At 65.6% G+C, this 14,954-nt stretch carries 13 protein-coding genes and 3 pseudogenes; 5 read left to right on the forward strand and 11 right to left on the reverse strand.

Annotated elements, in window-relative coordinates; genetic code table 11:
- The first annotated feature begins 3 nt into the window (after positions 1–3).
- Positions 4–1,524 (forward strand): conjugal transfer protein TraG N-terminal domain-containing protein, encoded by a 1,521-nt coding sequence (locus JLDANKMP_RS01100; protein WP_003090214.1) that lies wholly within the window; start codon positions 4–6, stop codon positions 1,522–1,524.
- A gap of 11 nt (positions 1,525–1,535) precedes the next feature.
- Here JLDANKMP_RS01100 and JLDANKMP_RS01105 read toward each other — a convergent pair whose 3' ends face one another.
- The 3 genes from JLDANKMP_RS01105 to JLDANKMP_RS01115 all read right to left on the reverse strand — a co-directional run bounded on the left by JLDANKMP_RS01105 (position 1,536) and on the right by JLDANKMP_RS01115 (position 3,257).
- Complete coding sequence (locus tag JLDANKMP_RS01105; protein WP_003090216.1) at positions 1,536–1,901, reverse strand: DUF3742 family protein; 366 nt, start codon at positions 1,899–1,901, stop codon at positions 1,536–1,538.
- Positions 1,902–1,985: 84 nt separating this feature from the next.
- Positions 1,986–2,618 carry an RES family NAD+ phosphorylase gene (locus JLDANKMP_RS01110; protein WP_003090219.1) on the reverse strand — a complete coding sequence of 211 codons (633 nt, stop codon included), beginning with the start codon at positions 2,616–2,618 and terminating at the stop codon, positions 1,986–1,988.
- A 12-nt stretch (positions 2,619–2,630) separates the two neighbouring features.
- Positions 2,631–3,257 carry a hypothetical protein gene (locus tag JLDANKMP_RS01115; protein ID WP_003109769.1) on the reverse strand — a complete coding sequence of 209 codons (627 nt, stop codon included), beginning with the start codon at positions 3,255–3,257 and terminating at the stop codon, positions 2,631–2,633.
- Positions 3,258–3,572: 315 nt separating this feature from the next.
- On the opposite strand from JLDANKMP_RS01115, the gene mobH reads away from it, so the two are divergent.
- The 4 genes and pseudogenes from mobH to JLDANKMP_RS01135 form a co-directional block, all read left to right on the forward strand.
- A complete protein-coding gene (gene mobH, locus JLDANKMP_RS01120) occupies positions 3,573–5,420 on the forward strand; it encodes a MobH family relaxase (protein WP_003109768.1) in 1,848 nt (615 codons plus the stop codon).
- Between the two features lie 293 nt (positions 5,421–5,713).
- A pseudogene (locus JLDANKMP_RS01125) lies at positions 5,714–6,910 on the forward strand (efflux RND transporter periplasmic adaptor subunit).
- 92 nt (positions 6,911–7,002) lie between these two features.
- Positions 7,003–7,448: pseudogene (locus JLDANKMP_RS01130) on the forward strand (efflux RND transporter permease subunit); the annotation flags it as partial.
- Between the two features lie 282 nt (positions 7,449–7,730).
- Positions 7,731–9,194 (forward strand): annotated as a pseudogene (locus tag JLDANKMP_RS01135) (chromosome partitioning protein ParB); the annotation flags it as partial.
- 207 nt (positions 9,195–9,401) lie between these two features.
- Here JLDANKMP_RS01135 and JLDANKMP_RS01140 read toward each other — a convergent pair.
- The 8 genes from JLDANKMP_RS01140 to JLDANKMP_RS01175 all read right to left on the reverse strand — a co-directional run bounded on the left by JLDANKMP_RS01140 (position 9,402) and on the right by JLDANKMP_RS01175 (position 14,421).
- The gene (locus tag JLDANKMP_RS01140; RefSeq protein ID WP_003107230.1) at positions 9,402–9,932 is read right to left on the reverse strand and encodes an N-acetyltransferase; all 531 of its coding nucleotides are present in this window, start codon (positions 9,930–9,932) and stop codon (positions 9,402–9,404) included.
- 5 nt (positions 9,933–9,937) lie between these two features.
- Positions 9,938–11,167: a chromate efflux transporter gene (chrA, locus tag JLDANKMP_RS01145; RefSeq protein WP_003107233.1), complete on the reverse strand. Its 1,230-nt coding sequence runs from the start codon at positions 11,165–11,167 to the stop codon at positions 9,938–9,940.
- Positions 11,164–11,466: a PadR family transcriptional regulator gene (locus tag JLDANKMP_RS01150; RefSeq protein ID WP_003107234.1), complete on the reverse strand. Its 303-nt coding sequence runs from the start codon at positions 11,464–11,466 to the stop codon at positions 11,164–11,166. Before JLDANKMP_RS01150 ends, chrA begins: the two co-directional genes overlap by 4 nt.
- A gap of 98 nt (positions 11,467–11,564) precedes the next feature.
- On the reverse strand, positions 11,565–11,987 hold the full coding sequence (gene arsC, locus JLDANKMP_RS01155; protein ID WP_003107236.1) for an arsenate reductase (glutaredoxin): 423 nt from the start codon (positions 11,985–11,987) through the stop codon (positions 11,565–11,567).
- A 14-nt stretch (positions 11,988–12,001) separates the two neighbouring features.
- Positions 12,002–13,087 (reverse strand): ACR3 family arsenite efflux transporter, encoded by a 1,086-nt coding sequence (gene arsB, locus JLDANKMP_RS01160; RefSeq protein ID WP_003109696.1) that lies wholly within the window; start codon positions 13,085–13,087, stop codon positions 12,002–12,004.
- Positions 13,088–13,097: 10 nt separating this feature from the next.
- Positions 13,098–13,595, reverse strand: coding sequence for an arsenate reductase ArsC (locus tag JLDANKMP_RS01165; protein ID WP_003107241.1), 498 nt, complete (start codon positions 13,593–13,595; stop codon positions 13,098–13,100).
- A gap of 12 nt (positions 13,596–13,607) precedes the next feature.
- Positions 13,608–14,078: an ArsI/CadI family heavy metal resistance metalloenzyme gene (locus tag JLDANKMP_RS01170; RefSeq protein WP_003107243.1), complete on the reverse strand. Its 471-nt coding sequence runs from the start codon at positions 14,076–14,078 to the stop codon at positions 13,608–13,610.
- Positions 14,079–14,091: 13 nt separating this feature from the next.
- The gene (locus JLDANKMP_RS01175) at positions 14,092–14,421 is read right to left on the reverse strand and encodes a helix-turn-helix domain-containing protein (RefSeq protein WP_003116799.1); all 330 of its coding nucleotides are present in this window, start codon (positions 14,419–14,421) and stop codon (positions 14,092–14,094) included.
- Between the last annotated feature and the right edge of the window lie 533 nt (positions 14,422–14,954).

Genomic DNA, 14,954 nt, shown 5'->3' on the forward strand with positions numbered 1-14,954 from the left:
GCCATGACGCTTTTCACGACCGACTACCTGGAGTACTACCTAACCCTCGTGTCCTGGATCGTCAACAACGGCATCTGGGCGGTCCTCGTATCCAGCGGGGTATTCGCGCTGCCTTTCGTCGCCATCATCGTGCAGGAGTGGTTGAAGGCCCGTGCGGAAGGCGCCGACGAGGGCAACAAAGGCGTGCTGAGCGCCGCCCGCATCGAGAACCGGGTCTTCGTCGCCATCGTGGTGGTGATGTTCGCCGGCATTCCGTTCATCGACGTGGACCTGAACACCATCCAGTACGACAGCTCGCGCTCGGCCCAGTGCCAGGTCAGCGTGGCGCAGCCCGGGGATACCGGCTGGTCGCAGTCCTTCAGCACCATCAACAACCAGTCGGCGAAGGTGCCGGTGTGGTGGGCGTTCATGCACGCGCTCTCGCGCGCCGTCACGGGCGCTTCGGTGGCAGCGATCCCGTGCGGCACGGACCTGCGGCAGATGCGCATGGAGATCGACGCTACGCGCATCGATGACCCGGTGCTGGCTCAGGAAGTAGCGGATTTCTCGCGGGATTGCTATGGGCCTGCACGGGCCAAATTGTTCATGCAGCGCCCTCAGCTCGATGAGCAGCAGATGCACGACGTGACCTGGATCGGATCGCGGTTCTTCACCGACACGAACGGCTACTACGACACATACCGTTCCAGCACCCCACGCGAGGACTGGCCCTATGACAGCACCCGCGACGCAGGGCTTGCGCAGGTGGCCAGCGGTGGCGGCTACCCGACCTGCCGCCAGTGGTGGAGCGATGGAAGTAACGGCCTGCGGGCACGCCTGCTGGGTCAGGTGGACCCGAGCCTGTTGAGTCGCCTGGCGGGCTGGGCCGGGTTCCTGAGCCGGGCCGAGGTGGACGACTCGGTGATCCGAGCCATCGCGTCACCGCGGCAGCAGAAGTTGAACCAGGGCAGCGTCTATACGGACTACGGAGGCCAGATCGACAAGACCTTGCCGAACATCGTGACACGGGCCACGGGAGACGTTGGGATGGCCGTCGGCGCGATTGCCGCGTTTCCCGCCATGGACGTCGTGAGACAGTCTCTACCCATGGTCCTCGCCTTGCTCAAGATGGCGCTGGTCATCTGCATCCCGCTCGTGCTGGTCGTGGGCACCTATGACCTGAAGACGGTCGTCACGGTCAGCGTCGTGCAATTCGCGCTGTTCTTCGTGGATTTCTGGTTCCAGCTCGCTCGCTGGATCGACAGCACTATCCTCGATGCGCTCTATGGCTGGGGCTTTGGCTGGAACCGGCCACACACGAACTTCGACCCGCTGGTGGGGCTGAACAATGCGTTCGGCGACATGCTCTTGATGTTCGTCGCGGGCACGATGTTCCTGGTGCTGCCAGGATTCTGGCTGGCAAGCCTGACCTGGGTTGGAATTCGGGCGGGACATGCCATTCAGGGGTTGTCGGACGGCAGCAAGAGCGCCGGCCAAGCCGGGGGCAAGGGGGCTGGGGCACTCACGGGAGGCAAGCTGAAGTAGCCCGGAGTCCGTCAGTCGTCGGTGTACAACTCGTGCGACGTATCGTTGTACAGATTGGGATCGTAGCCCGGTGTCTTGCGCAGTTCTGTGAGATCGGTGAAAGGCCACTCGTCCTCGTCAGAGGTATTGGCAGCAGCAGCCCACGCCGCCGCCACGACGCCCAACAACACGAGTGCGAACCAAAAAGCAACGTAGAGCAGCAATCCCACCACAGACAGCTTGACCACCCACACGAGCGCGGTGGCAACGGCCGCCGGCACCCCCTTGGACACCAACCAGTTCGACGCCCGACGTTCGCCGCGCGCGTAGGCGCGCCATCCGCGGCCAAAGGTGCGGCCGAGGCGTTCTGCGGTGCTGATGCGGGTCGTGGTGTTCATGGTCGTCTCCTGCTACAGAGGGATGCCTATTCCAGTTTGGTCCATTTCATTCTGTTTGGGGCTTCAATGTGCTCTCTTGCCGCTTCAGGACGCTTCGTCATCCGGTTCCACCGGCCCGGGATCAGGCTCCACGCCGACGCGATACGTGGCAACGAAGCGCGGCCAGTCCACATGGTCCACCAGGTCGATGTCATCGACAACGCCGACTCTTGCTGCCGCACGCTCGAACAGGGCGATGCTCTTGGCGGGATAGTTGTTGCGCGACGGATAGAGCACCCCGTCGAACAGCGGCTGGCCATCATCGCCGAGCATCGCATGCACCTGGGCGGACACCTGCTGCGTGTGCGTGTAGTCGCGGCTGGCCAACTGTTCCAGGTTCAGGCCGAAGTAACCCGCCATGACACCCTCGGCCGTGAGATCGGCCAAGCGCACGTCGTCCAGGACCCCCACGGCCCGCACGAGCCGGCTCTCGACTTCCTTCAGCGCAATCGAGCGCTTCTCGTCCGCCAGCCACTGGTGCTTGTGAAACACCGACTCCATCAGCGCCGTGGACAGGTCGCGGCCCAGGTAGAGCACGCCGTAGGTCCGCGCCGGGTCGTCGTAGCGATTGGTGCCGCTGCGGCCATAGTACAGCGGGCTGCCCCGATAGACGACGCGGCTCACATGCTGGAGCAGTTCACCCGCATCGATCAAGAACAAGGGCAGTTCGCGGCTCATGGCGGTCTTGCCTCAATGCACCTGGACGCCCAGCACGTTGAACACCGCTTCGGCCACGTCATCGATTGTGCCATGCGTCACCGCATCCACCGGCGAGCGTCCGCCCAAGCCTTCGAGCGGTTCGGATAGTGCGCGGTAGATCGTCCAGTGGTCGATGCCCTCGACCTCTTGAAGCACGGTTTGGGTCAACTGCTGCTTCACCGGGTCGAGCTGCCAGTCGGGCAGCTTCTGGCCGCGCGGCCCCACATTCAGCGCCAGCAGCCGGCGCGCGAGGATGTCCTTGTAGATCTGCTGGCGCGACTTGTCCGCCAGCTTGGCGTACTCGGGGATCGGCAGGTTGTGCGGCTGGTTGAAGGATTCCAGCAACACGGCGCGGCCTCGCTGGACGTCGGTTTCAGTCGGGGTCCAGCGCGTTTCGGTGCGCAGCGCGGCCGCCTTGCGCGCCAGGGCCTGCTCCACCGTTTCGCCTTCGAGGTTGGCTGGCAGTTTTACCGCCTCCACGCGCTCGTGAATGAACGCCTGCAACTCGGCCGCGAAAGCCGGCGCATCCCGGATTTCAACGGTATCCGCGAAACGGCGCACGTCCTCCACGGTGACGCGCGGCAGACGATCGGCAATGAATTCAATGGCGGTGGGCATGGTCATCTCCCAAGCAGGTTTGAGACAGGATTCACTCTAGTCGCCCTTGTCGCATTTGTCAACTTAGTCGCCTGAGCGAGAGCCTACCTGCCGGGGGTAGCGTCCCCGCAGCATAGGCAGGGGCCAGCGCCAGGTCTCCGTCCAATCCATTCGTGCGGGTTCCACATTGACGCTGGAGACGCAACCCAGGCCCGGCTATACCGAAACGGTTAAAGGCCAAAGGGCCGAAACGGCAAGGGAATGGGGTGCAAGGGGAAAGGCCCTACCTCGAAAAGGCGAAAAGGCCTCCCGGCCGGCCCCCCAGAGGACACCCGCATGCTCTCCCTGTTCCAGCGAAAACGGCCCCCGGTCGCTGCCCCGTCGCCAGCGCCCGCCACCGACCTCCCGAAAGGGTTGCTGCGGCCCGAATCGGCCGCATCGCTGCTGGCAACACCGCGCCGGCAGAAGCTGCTGGAACACATCTGGCAGCGCACGTCGCTGTCGCGGCGGCAGTTCGCCACCCTATACCGCACGCCGCTGGAGCACTACGCCGAGTTGGTCCAACAATTCCCCGCATCGGAAAGCCATCACCACGCTTACCCCGGCGGCATGCTGGATCACGGGTTGGAGATCGTCGCCTATGCGCTCAAGCTGCGGCAGTCCCATCTGCTGCCCATTGGCGGCAGTCCCGAAGACCAGGCGGCGCAGTCTGAAGCCTGGACTGCCGCAGTCGCTTATGCCGCGCTGCTGCACGACATCGGCAAGATCGCCGTCGATCTGCACGTCGAACTGTCCGACGGCTCGCTGTGGCACCCCTGGCACGGCCCGCTGCACCAGCCATACCGCTTCCGCTACCGCGACGATCGGGAATATCGGCTCCACAGCGCCGCGACAGGTTTACTCTACCGTCAACTGCTCGACCGTGATGCCCTGGACTGGCTCAGTGGCTATCCCGACCTGTGGGGACCGCTGCTCTACGTCCTGGCCGGCCAGTACGAGCGCGCCGGCGTGCTGGGCGAACTTGTCGTGCAGGCCGACCGGGCTTCGGTGGCCCAGGAACTGGGCGGCGATCCGGCCCGCGCCATGGCTGCACACAAGCATGCGCTGCAGCGCAAGTTGCTCGACGGGCTGCGCTACCTGCTCAAGGAACAGTTGAAGCTGAACCAGCCGGAAGCCTCCGATGGCTGGATCACCGAGGATGCCTTGTGGCTGGTAAGCAAGACGGTCTCGGACAAGCTGCGTGCGCACCTGCTGTCACTAGGCGTCGACGGCATCCCCGCGAGCAACACCGCCGTCTTCAACGTGCTGCAGGATCACGGCATGTTGCAACCGACGCCGGACGGCAAGGCGGTCTGGCGCGCGACCGTGACCAGCACGACTGGCTGGTCCCACTCATTCACCCTGCTGCGTCTCGCTCCCGCGCTGATTTGGGAGTCTGGAGAGCGGCCAGCGCCCTTCGCAGGGGCAGTGGCAATCGACGGGACACCGGCACCCAACAATGCCGATGCCTTGGTGCCCTCGCCGGCAATGACGGCAAAGCCAGCCACCGACGATCAAGAGTCCCTTCCATGGGAGGGCGTCGACGCCGCGACTCCGGTTCACTTGCCTGCCGCACAAGCCGCACCCGATGTCATGGAGGACCTGCTGGCGATGGTAGGAATCGGCGATTTGCTTGTTCCCCAACAGGATGCGGAAGCCGTCTCGGGCGACGCACCCGCCGCTGGCCCTCAAACGCCACCGCCAACCTCGATGGTGCCCGTGCCGTCATCAGCGCCGGTGCCCACGTCCTCGTCGGCGCAGCCATCGGGCGAGCACTTCATGGCGTGGCTGAAACAAGGTATCGCTACCCGCCGGCTGGTCATCAACGACGCGAAGGCGCTCGTGCATACGGTGGGCGACACGGCCTACCTGGTCAGCCCCGGGGTATTCCAACGCTACGCACAAGAACACCCCCAGGTCGGGACTCTCGCCAAGCAGGAGAACCAGCAGGATTGGCAATGGGTACAAAAGCGCTTCGAGCGCCTGCAACTGCATCGCAAAAAGCCCAGGGGCCTGAACATCTGGACGTGCGATGTCACAGGCCCCAGGAAGTCCCGCCGCCTGTATGGCTATCTATTGCACGATGTTCGGCTCCTGTTCGCAGAGCCACCACCGAACAATCCTTACTTGTCACTTCTCGCGTAACCGGCGGCTCAAGAGCCGTCCAAAAATGCGACGCGGCGGACCAATCCGCAACGGCGCGAATCAGAACGTCGATATCGCTTGACCTCAAGTTTTGAGGCTTTGTAATGCCGCCGAGGTCGGTTTGCGCGCGCGTTCTGCGACGAGACGAGAAGCCGACAACCAACGGGATTCGATCTCTGCCGCATCTGTCGCTCATGGTCTTGCGCTGCCAAGAAAGCAGCGTCAGGGGACAGCGTGCAGCGCGATCGCGCTCGCTTCATTCGCTTTACGACCTGACCACGGAACCTGTTCAGATGACGACTTCCAGCTCCGACCCTCGCGGCGTGCGCCTGCTTTGGATACTGATCTCCCTCAGCGCGATGGCGCTCGCAGGTTGTAAAGAGAACGCCGGAGCTGGCGCCGGAGGCCATCCACCGCCGCCGCAAGTCAGCGTCGCGCAGGTCGAGATCAAGCCCATCACGTAATGGGACGAATACAACGGACGCATCGAAGCCATCGAGAGCGTCGAGCTGCGCCCACGGGTGTCTGGCTACGTCGAGCGGGTCGCCTATCGCGAAGGAGACGAGGTCAAGAAGGGCGATGTGCTCTTCATGATCGATGCCCGAAGCTACCGCGCGGAACTGGCCCGGGCCCAGGCGCAATTGACCCGGGCGCGCAGCGAAGCCGGCCGCAGCAGAAGCGAGGCGCAACGTGCCAAGGTGCTGGTCGAGCAGCAGGCTGTCTCCACCGAGGCCTGGGAGCAGCGCCGCGCCGCTGACGAGTCCGCGCAGGCTGAGGTGCAGGCCGCGCAGGCTGCGGTGGAGACGGCGCAGTTGAACCTGGAGAGGACCCAAGTGCGCTCGCCCATCAACGGGCGCGCCAGCCGTGCCCGCCTTACCGCAGGCAACCTGGTGGCCGCCAGCGATGCAGCCAGTGTGCTAACCACCATCGTGTTCCAGGACAGGGTCTATACCTACTTTGAGGCCGATGAGAAGGCGTTCCTGCGCTACTCGCGCATGGCGCGCAAGGGAGAGCGCCCCAGCGAGCGAGGCGGCCAGCTGCCGGTCCAGATCGCCCTGGCGGACAAGGCGGACTTCTCTCACACCGGCACGGTGGACTTCCTCGACAACCAGGTGGACCGGGGCAGCGGCACGATCGCCGTGCGCGCGGTGCTGGACAACAAGGATCGCGTTTTCACGCCGGGCCTCTATACCCGCGTGCGACTGGTCGGCAGCGGCGAATTCTCGGCCGTGTTGATCGACGACAAGGCGGTGCTGACCGACCACGACCGTAACTACGTCTACATCGTAGACAAGGATGGACTGGCGCAGCGACGTGATGTGAAACTGGGTGGCAGTTCCCATTGGCTGCGCATCGTGCGAGGGGGGCTGGCGGCGGGCGACCGCGTGATCGTCAACGGCGCGCAGAAGGTGTTCTTGCCGGGCATGCCTGTGCAGGCCACGGCGGTGCCCATGGTGGCTGCTGCGGCGCCCGCGTCCGCCACCAAATGAAGCACCACGCCGGAGCGCGCCACCGATCGGACGTATCACACAACGAGCGGCGCGGCGCGCTTCCCCCTGGACTCCTTTCAAGGTATTAGCCCATGGACCTCTCCAAGTTCTTCATGGACAGGCCGATCTTCGCGGCTGTGCTGTCGATCGTCATCTTCGTCTCGGGCCTGCTCGCGATCCCGGCGCTGCCGATCAGCGAATATCCCAAGGTCGTGGTGCGCGCCGTGTATCCGGGCGCCAACCCCAAGGTGATTGCCGAGACCGTGGCGACACCCCTGGAGGAGCAGATCAACGGCGTCGAAGGCATGATGTACATCAAGTCTGTCGCCGGCTCCGACGGCGTGCTGGTGACCACGGTCACCTTCCGTTCTGGCATCAACGCCGATGACGCGACGGTGCGGGTACAAAACCGCGTCGCCCAGGCTCAGGCCCGGCTGCCCGCGATGTGGTGCGCCAGGGCATCACCGTCCAAAAGCAGTCCCCCGCCTTCCTGATGGTGGTGCACCTGACATCGCCCGATAAGCAGTACGACACGCTGTACCTTCGCAACTACGCCCGGCTGCACGTCAAGGACAGTTGCACATCGAGCCGCGCAAGACCGACAACGAGTAGTCCTGTCCCAAGCAGTCGGGCGTCCCGGCGTGCCGCCGTCGCGCTGTCGTGCTGCGCATTGAGCCTCGCTGCGCGAGTCTCGCCCCTGTCGGGCTTCCATCGCTGGCGCCTCCGGCCCGGCTCGCTGATCCGTGCCTGCGCGCTCCGCTTGCCGAAAACCGGCGTGCGTGGGTGGCGTGAGGGGGCGGTCTTGCTGTGTCCCTTCGCCGACGACCACGCCGCGCAGGAAGCCACGTTCTATGGTGCGCCGGAATGGCAGCGCAGCCCGTCCAAGCTGCGCGAGCGCCTGACCGAGCGCGAAATCGACGCCGCGCACGCGCTGGTGCGCTTCGTCGGGCTGGACGCCTACCGGCAGGCAGGCGGCGGCATCCGCCGCGACCTGTTCGCGGAAGGCGATGCCGGAACCTACCTCACCGATACCGCAGTGCTGGAAACGCTCGTGCGCGACAAGCTGGCAACGCTGGCCGAGGACGTGCGCGCCGAGGGCTGGGCATGGGTGGAGGCCGTGCCGCATCTGGCCTACGAGGAACGGCAGGCGTTCCAGAACGCCCCGCGCCACCGCCGCGAGCCGACCACCCGCGAGGCCCGCCGCATCGCCTCGCTGGAAACCCGCCTCGAAAAGATCGACGCCGAACTGGAAGAAGCCTGCGACGCCGAGGACGAGGCCAAGGCCGAGAAGCTGGAACAGCGGCGCGATCAGGTGGTCGGAGAACTGCAAGACGCGGAGAATGCCTTGCAAGGCTACGCCCCCGAAGTGCGCGAGGTGGCCGGTGCCATCGTCACCATCGACCGCAACGGCGAGGCTGTTATTCATCGCGGCCTGCTGCGCGAAGCCGAGGCCAAGGCGCTGCGCACGCTGGAAAAGCTGCGGCGCGGCTTCGGCAGCACCGAAGGCGAAGCCGCCAACGAGGAGCACGAGGACGCCGACGACCCGCCCAAGGCCGCGAGCCTGTCCGACCAGCTGGCGCAGCGGTTGAGCGCCCACCGCACGGCGGCGCTGCAAATCGAAGTGGCCCGGCATCCGCACGTCGCGCTGGCCGCGCTGGTGCATGGCATGGTGCAGAAGGTTTTGCAGGACAGCTACCACGGCCACGACCTGCCGCTGGGCGTGAGCCTGAAAGTGCAAGACCGGCTGGAAGGCATGGCCCCGGACTGGCCGGAGTCGCCCGCCGCTGTGGCGCTGCGCGAACTGCAACAGGTAGCCGGGGAAGCCTTGCCGGAGGACAGCGCCGAACTGTTCGCCGCGCTGCTGGCGAAGTCGCAAGACGAACTGGTGCGGCTGCTGGCCGTGTGCGTGGCTTCCACGGTGGACGTGGTGACGCCCCGTGCCACGCCGCACCAGCCCGGCGCAGAACTGGCGCAGGCCGTGGGCCTCGACATGGCCGCATGGTGGAAGCCGACCGCAGAAGGCTACTTCAAGCACGTTTCCAAGGCCGTGATTCTGGATGCCGTGGGCGCGTTTGCACCGGAATTCGTCACCCGGCTGGCGAAGCTCAAGAAGGCCGACATTGCCAGCGAGGCCGAGCGGCTGGCCGATGGCACCGGCTGGATGCCCGCCATCTTCAAGGCCGAAGGCCCGCAGGAGGCCGCGCAGGAAGAAGGCCCGGAGCAGGACGCCCCGGAGGATACCGAGGCAATGGCGGATGAACCCGCCGAGGCACTGGCCGCTTGACCCGCGCCGAAGGCAAGCGCCCCGGCCTCGACCGGGGCGCTTCGCTTTGTGTGGTGGCGCATCGAGACGAAGGAATAACCGCGATCAGCACCGCGCCCAGGCCGTTCCGCCCTGGGCGCGGTGGACGCGAAATCCGGGTGCGACAGTGGCCGCGCCCGGTGTTCAAGGCCAATAGCCGAATTAAAACGCCGCCGCCTTCGCGCTGGCTCAGGCGGCGGCGTTGAAGGCATCGCTGTAGTGCGCGATGCCTTCCGGCACTGTCCCATGCAGGGCCAGCGCCATGAAATAGCCGGGCGGCACGCCCGGCAGTTGCAAGCCCGCATGGGCCTGGAAGCCAAAGCGCGTGTAGTACGTTGGATCTCCCAGCAGCACGCAGCCTGCGGCCTGCATAGCCCGCAGTTCAGACAGCGCCTGTTCCATCAGGCGCGAACCGATGCCTCGCCCCTGCCTTGGCGGCAGGACGGAGATCGGCCCCAACCCATACCAGCCCTCGGTCTTTCGCCTGTGCTCATGGGTGATCGTTACTGGCGACAGCGCGACGTGACCGACGACGCGCCCATGTTCTTCGGCCACGATGGAAAGCGTCAGTTCGTTGGCGGCACGCAAGGCGCGCACGATGAATTGCTCGGTGTGGCTGGTGTGTGGTGCATCAGCGAAGGCGGCGGTCGTGACCGCTTCGATGGCGGCAATGTCGTCGGCGGTTTCGTGTCGGAGCTGGATGGTCAGGGTGTGCCACATGAGATTCAGACGCCCATCGCCATGACCCAGCCCACCAGCCCGGCTAACAGCACCACGAGCGCCGGCGGCACGCGCCCCACCGTCAGCAGTCCGAACGAGAGCAGCGCCAGCCCAAAATCCGCCTTGCTGTGGATGGCACTCGTCCATACCGGGTCATAGAGGGCGGACACCAGAATACCGACCACGCCGGCGTTGATGCCGGCCATGGCCGTCTGGATGCCCGCGCGGTGGCGCAGCCCTTCCCAGAACGGCAGTGCACCGACCAGCATGAAAAAAGCGGGGAGGAAGATCGTGCCCAGGAGTGCCAGCCCGCCGATCCAGCCATGCAGCGGTCCGTGGGCGACCGCGCCGAGGTAGGCCGAGAAAGTGAACAGCGGCCCCGGCACGGCCTGCGCCGCACCGTAGCCGGCCAGGAAGTCGGCATTGCTCACGACGCCGCTGGGCACCACCGAGGCCTGCAGCAGCGGCAGCACAACGTGTCCACCGCCGAAGACCAGTGCACCGGAGCGGTACACCCCTTCCAGCAGGGCTATCGTGGACGAGTCCGTGGCTGCCGCCCACAGGGGCAGCCCGACGAGCGGTGCGGCAAACAGCAGCAGCGCCACGATGCCCAGCTTGCGCGAGACGGGGTAGCTGTGGGCGTGGCCGCCGCCGGGTTGCGCGATCTTCAATGTCCACCAGCCCAGCAGCCCTGCCACCGCGATGGCGGCAAGCTGTCCCGCGGCCGAGGGCAGGACCATGGTCAGCAGCGCCGCCAGAATGGCCAGCGCGGCGCGCGGCCGGTCCGGGCACAACGACTTGGCCATCCCCCAGACCGCTTGCGCCACGATGGCCACGGCGACGACCTTGAGCCCGTGCACCCAGCCGGACTGGGCCAGCCCCTGGTACTCGGCGATGCCAAAGGCGAACAGGATCAGCGCAATCGCCGATGGCAAGGTGAATCCGGCCCAGGCCGCCAGCAGCCCCAGCCAGCCCGCGCGGCCCAACCCCAGCGCCATACCGACCTGGCTGCTGGCCGGCCCCGGCAGGAACTGGCACAGGGCGACCAGATCGGAGTAGCTGCGGTCATCCAGCCAGCGGCGACGCTCGACGAACTCCGAGCGGAAATAGCCCAGATGCGCGATCGGCCCGCCGAAGGAGGTCAGCCCCAGCTTGAGGAAGGCGCCGAAGACTTCGACGGGTGAGCCGCGCGCGGCAGCGGCCTCATGCTGCAAGGTGTTGGTGGAATCTGTCATTTGTGCATCGCCTCCCCGGTGAACTCCCGGATGCGGTCCTTGGCCAGCGCCAAGCCTTCCTTGCCCTTGGGCGTGATCGTGTAGAGCTTGCGCACGGTGCGCCCTTCACGCTCCTGGCGGGAGACGAGGTAGCCGTCGCGCTCCATCTTGTGCAGCATCGGGTACAGCGTTCCGGGGGAGAGGCGGTAGCCGTGGTGGGCCAGCTCGTCGATCATCCATTGCCCGTAGATCTCCTGCTCGGCTGCGTGGTGCAGCACATGCAGGCGGATCAGCCCCGACAGCAGGTCGTGGTGCTCCATGGCACGTGGAGTAGGTTTCTCTTTCATATCGAATATCGATAACGAAATTCGATAATACCAGCCTCACTTCAGATTGCCTGCCGCTTGTGCGGGAGGTCTCAGACCCTGCGACCCTCCGCATCCACCACGGCTTCGCCGTCTTCCTTGCGGAACGCGCCGCGCTGCGGCTGCGGCAGGATGTCCAGCACGGCCTCTGAGGGCCGGCACAGGCGCGTGCCCAGCGGGGTCACCACGATGGGCCGGTTGATGAGGATGGGGTGCTGGAGCATGAAGCCAATCAACTGCTCGTCACCCCACTTCGGGTCATCGAGGCCCAATTCCGCATAGGGCGTACCCTTCTCACGCAGCACGGCGCGCATTGGCGCGCCCATGTCCGTGATCAGGCGTTGCAGCGTTTCGCGGTCAGGCGGTGTCTTCAGGTATTCGATAACGTTCGGCTCTTCGCCGCTGTTGCGGATCAGAGCCAGCACGTTGCGCGACGTGCCGCAGGTGGGGTTGTGGTAAATGGTGATGTTGCTCATGAGTCGTGTCTTGGTTATCCGCGGGCAGGGTTCGGGCCGCACTCATACCAGCCCTTGCTTTGGTTGACGATCCGAACGACCAGTAGCATGACTGGCACCTCGATCAGCACGCCGACCACGGTGGCCAGCGCGGCGCCGGACTGGAAGCCGAACAGGCTGATGGCGGCGGCTACGGCAAGCTCGAAGAAGTTGCTGGCGCCGATCAGCGCCGAAGGACAAGCGATGCTGTGCTGCTCGCCCGCCTTGCGGTTGAGCCAGTAGGCCAGGCCGGAGTTGAAGAACACCTGGATCAGGATCGGAACGGCCAGCATGGCGATGACCAGTGGCTGGCGGATGATGGCCTCGCCCTGGAAGGCGAACAGCAGCACCAGCGTGAGCAGCAGCGCCGCGATGGACAGCGGCCCGATGCGCTCCAGCGCCCGGTCGAAGGCGGCTTGGCCCTTGCTCAGCAGGGCGCGGCGCCAGAACTGGGCCAGGATGACGGGAATCACGATGTACAGGCCGACCGATACCAGCAGCGTGGCCCACGGCACCGTGATGGACGATAGGCCCAGCAGCAGGCCGACGATGGGCGCGAAGGCGAACACCATGATGGTGTCGTTCAGCGCGACCTGCGACAGCGTGAACACAGGATCGCCCCCGGTCAGCCGGCTCCAGACGAACACCATGGCTGTGCAAGGTGCGGCGGCCAGCAAGATCAGGCCCGCGACATAGCTGTCGAGCTGGTCGGCGGGGAGCCACTGCGCGAAGACCTGGCGGATGAAGATCCACGCCAGCAACGCCATCGAGAATGGTTTGACGGCCCAGTTGATGAACAGCGTCACGCCGATGCCGCGCCAGTGCTGCTTGACCTGGCCGAGAGCGCCGAAGTCCACCTTGAGCAGCATGGGAATGATCATCACCCAGATCAGCAGGCCCACGGGCAGGTTGACCTGAGCCACTTCCGTGCGGCCGATGGCCTGGAACACGCCCGGCGCGAACTGGCCGAGCGCGATACCGGCGACGATGCACAGCAGCACCCACACGCTCAGGTAGCGCTCGAAGACGCTCATGGTGGGGGCGGCCGGCACGCGGCCGGCCGTTTGGGTTCCAACACTCATCGCGCCAACCTCACTTCGTACCAATGCTGCGCAGCTCGTGCTGCAGCGACATGGCATCCAGGCGCTGAATCGGCAGCGACAGGAACAATTCGATGCGTCGGCGCAGCGTCAGCGCCGCATCCGTGAACGCCTTGCGCTTCTGCTCGTCGGTGCCTTCAACGGCTGCAGGATCAGGCACACCCCAATGCGCCGACATCGGGCGCCCCGGCCACACGGGGCAGACCTCGCCGGCGGCGTTGTCGCAGACCGTGAAGATGAAATCCAGCTCCGGCGCACCGGGCGCCGCGAACTCGTCCCAGTTCTTGCTGCGGTAGCCGGCGGTCGGCATGTGCAGCCGCTCCAGCGTGGCGAGCGCCAGTGGGTGGACTTCGCCCTTGGGGTGGCTGCCCGCCGAGTAGGCGCGAAAGCGCCCCTGGCCCAATTCATTGAGGATGCCTTCGGCCAGGATGGAGCGGGCCGAGTTACCCGTGCAGATGAACAGGGCGTTGTAGGTCTTGTCGGTGGTCATGGGTATCTCACATCAGCAGCAGGAGGAAGCCGGCTTCACCGCAACGCCCACCGGCTTGCCGCGCACCGGGGTACAGCACGCTGCGGCGGAAGTCGCTGCAGGCGCCGCTTCGTTAAAGACCGGAATGTTGCCCAGCGTGTGGAAGTGCTCCCAGGCCACGCCCTGCGGATCGGTGATCCAGTGCTTCTCGCTGCGCGCGTAGCAGCAGGTCGTGGTGCCCTCGTCCAGCAGCGTCATGTCGGCCGCCTCGGCGCGGGCCTTCAGCACCGCCAATTCCTCGGCATCGTCGGTCTGGATACCCAGGTGGTCGATGCCCGGCTTGTTGCCACGTGTGGAGATGGCGAAGTTGACCGGCGGGTCTTCGAGCATCCATTTGGCGTAGTCGCCTTCGACGCGCGCGGGCTGCGCGGCGAACAGTTGGGAATAGAAGCCGATGCTGCGGTTCAGGTCATCGACGTGCAGGTGGACGTGAAAGCGCTTCATGGGGGTGATCCTTTCAGCAGGAAGTACAGGCAGAGGAGGATTCGGTGACCTCGCACGCGCCGCCCTGGCAGCAGTGCTCGGTCAGATAGCCGAGCAGCCCATTCATCTGGGTGAAGTCGGCGCGGTAGATCAGGTTGCGGCCCTGCTGCTCGATGGTGACCAGGCCGGCATGGGCCAGTTCTTTCAGGTGGAAGGACAGGGAGTTGCGGGCCACGTCGAGCTGGTCGGCGAGGACGCTGGGTGTCAGCCCTTCGGGGCCGGCGACCACCAGGGCGCGGAACACGCGCAGCCGCTGGGTATGGGCCAGGGCGCCGAGGGCGGAAATGGCTTGGGTCTCGTTCATGATTCGATAATACAACATTTATTGAATCATTGGCAAAACGCTTCAATTGAATGGAGCCTGCGCGCTTGCGAGGCTTGACTTTCAAGACAGTTGCTCACGCCTTCGCGCCTGCGGCGCTGCGCGCTTCGCTTGCCTCCAGGGGAAAGCCCTGCGGGCTATCCCCGCCGCGCGATGCTTGGCGCCCCTCGATGCCGCCGAACCGGCTGCGCCGGATCGGCCCGGCCAGCGCCCCGCCGCGATGGACGGGACGCTGGCGAACACGCTGGCGCTTGCTGCGGCAGGTTGTGCAGGTGCGTGCCGTCCTCAACGCGGTTCAGGGACAACCCGCCCGGCATCGCTATGGAGCTTCCACGCCACGCCTCAAGACCGGCGCTGCAAGGCATGGCGGGGCGTTCTCGCCTGTCGTTGTGGGGTTGACCTGGCCCGCGTCAGCGGGCGAGTCGGAGAAGCCTTCGGGCGGGGTGCAGTGGTCAAGTTTTAGTGGACACCTGCATAGGTAGTTTTGGCGGTTGGCTGCGTTCATATGCAGCCGG

Source organism: Stenotrophomonas sp. PE591, assembly GCF_018320795.1.
Lineage (GTDB): Bacteria > Pseudomonadota > Gammaproteobacteria > Xanthomonadales > Xanthomonadaceae > Stenotrophomonas > Stenotrophomonas maltophilia.

Bases quoted from the DNA above. Each gene is read 5' to 3' on its own strand.
- JLDANKMP_RS01100 (WP_003090214.1), top strand. From the start codon at position 4: ATGACGCTTTTCACGACCGACTACCTGGAGTACTACCTAACCCTCGTG.
- JLDANKMP_RS01105 (WP_003090216.1), bottom strand. From the start codon at position 1,901: ATGAACACCACGACCCGCATCAGCACCGCAGAACGCCTCGGCCGCACC.
- JLDANKMP_RS01110 (WP_003090219.1), bottom strand. From the start codon at position 2,618: ATGAGCCGCGAACTGCCCTTGTTCTTGATCGATGCGGGTGAACTGCTC.
- JLDANKMP_RS01115 (WP_003109769.1), bottom strand. From the start codon at position 3,257: ATGCCCACCGCCATTGAATTCATTGCCGATCGTCTGCCGCGCGTCACC.
- mobH (WP_003109768.1), top strand. From the start codon at position 3,573: ATGCTCTCCCTGTTCCAGCGAAAACGGCCCCCGGTCGCTGCCCCGTCG.
- JLDANKMP_RS01140 (WP_003107230.1), bottom strand. From the start codon at position 9,932: ATGTGGCACACCCTGACCATCCAGCTCCGACACGAAACCGCCGACGAC.
- chrA (WP_003107233.1), bottom strand. From the start codon at position 11,167: ATGACAGATTCCACCAACACCTTGCAGCATGAGGCCGCTGCCGCGCGC.
- JLDANKMP_RS01150 (WP_003107234.1), bottom strand. From the start codon at position 11,466: ATGGAGCACCACGACCTGCTGTCGGGGCTGATCCGCCTGCATGTGCTG.
- arsC (WP_003107236.1), bottom strand. From the start codon at position 11,987: ATGAGCAACATCACCATTTACCACAACCCCACCTGCGGCACGTCGCGC.
- arsB (WP_003109696.1), bottom strand. From the start codon at position 13,087: ATGAGTGTTGGAACCCAAACGGCCGGCCGCGTGCCGGCCGCCCCCACC.
- JLDANKMP_RS01165 (WP_003107241.1), bottom strand. From the start codon at position 13,595: ATGACCACCGACAAGACCTACAACGCCCTGTTCATCTGCACGGGTAAC.
- JLDANKMP_RS01170 (WP_003107243.1), bottom strand. From the start codon at position 14,078: ATGAAGCGCTTTCACGTCCACCTGCACGTCGATGACCTGAACCGCAGC.
- JLDANKMP_RS01175 (WP_003116799.1), bottom strand. From the start codon at position 14,421: ATGAACGAGACCCAAGCCATTTCCGCCCTCGGCGCCCTGGCCCATACC.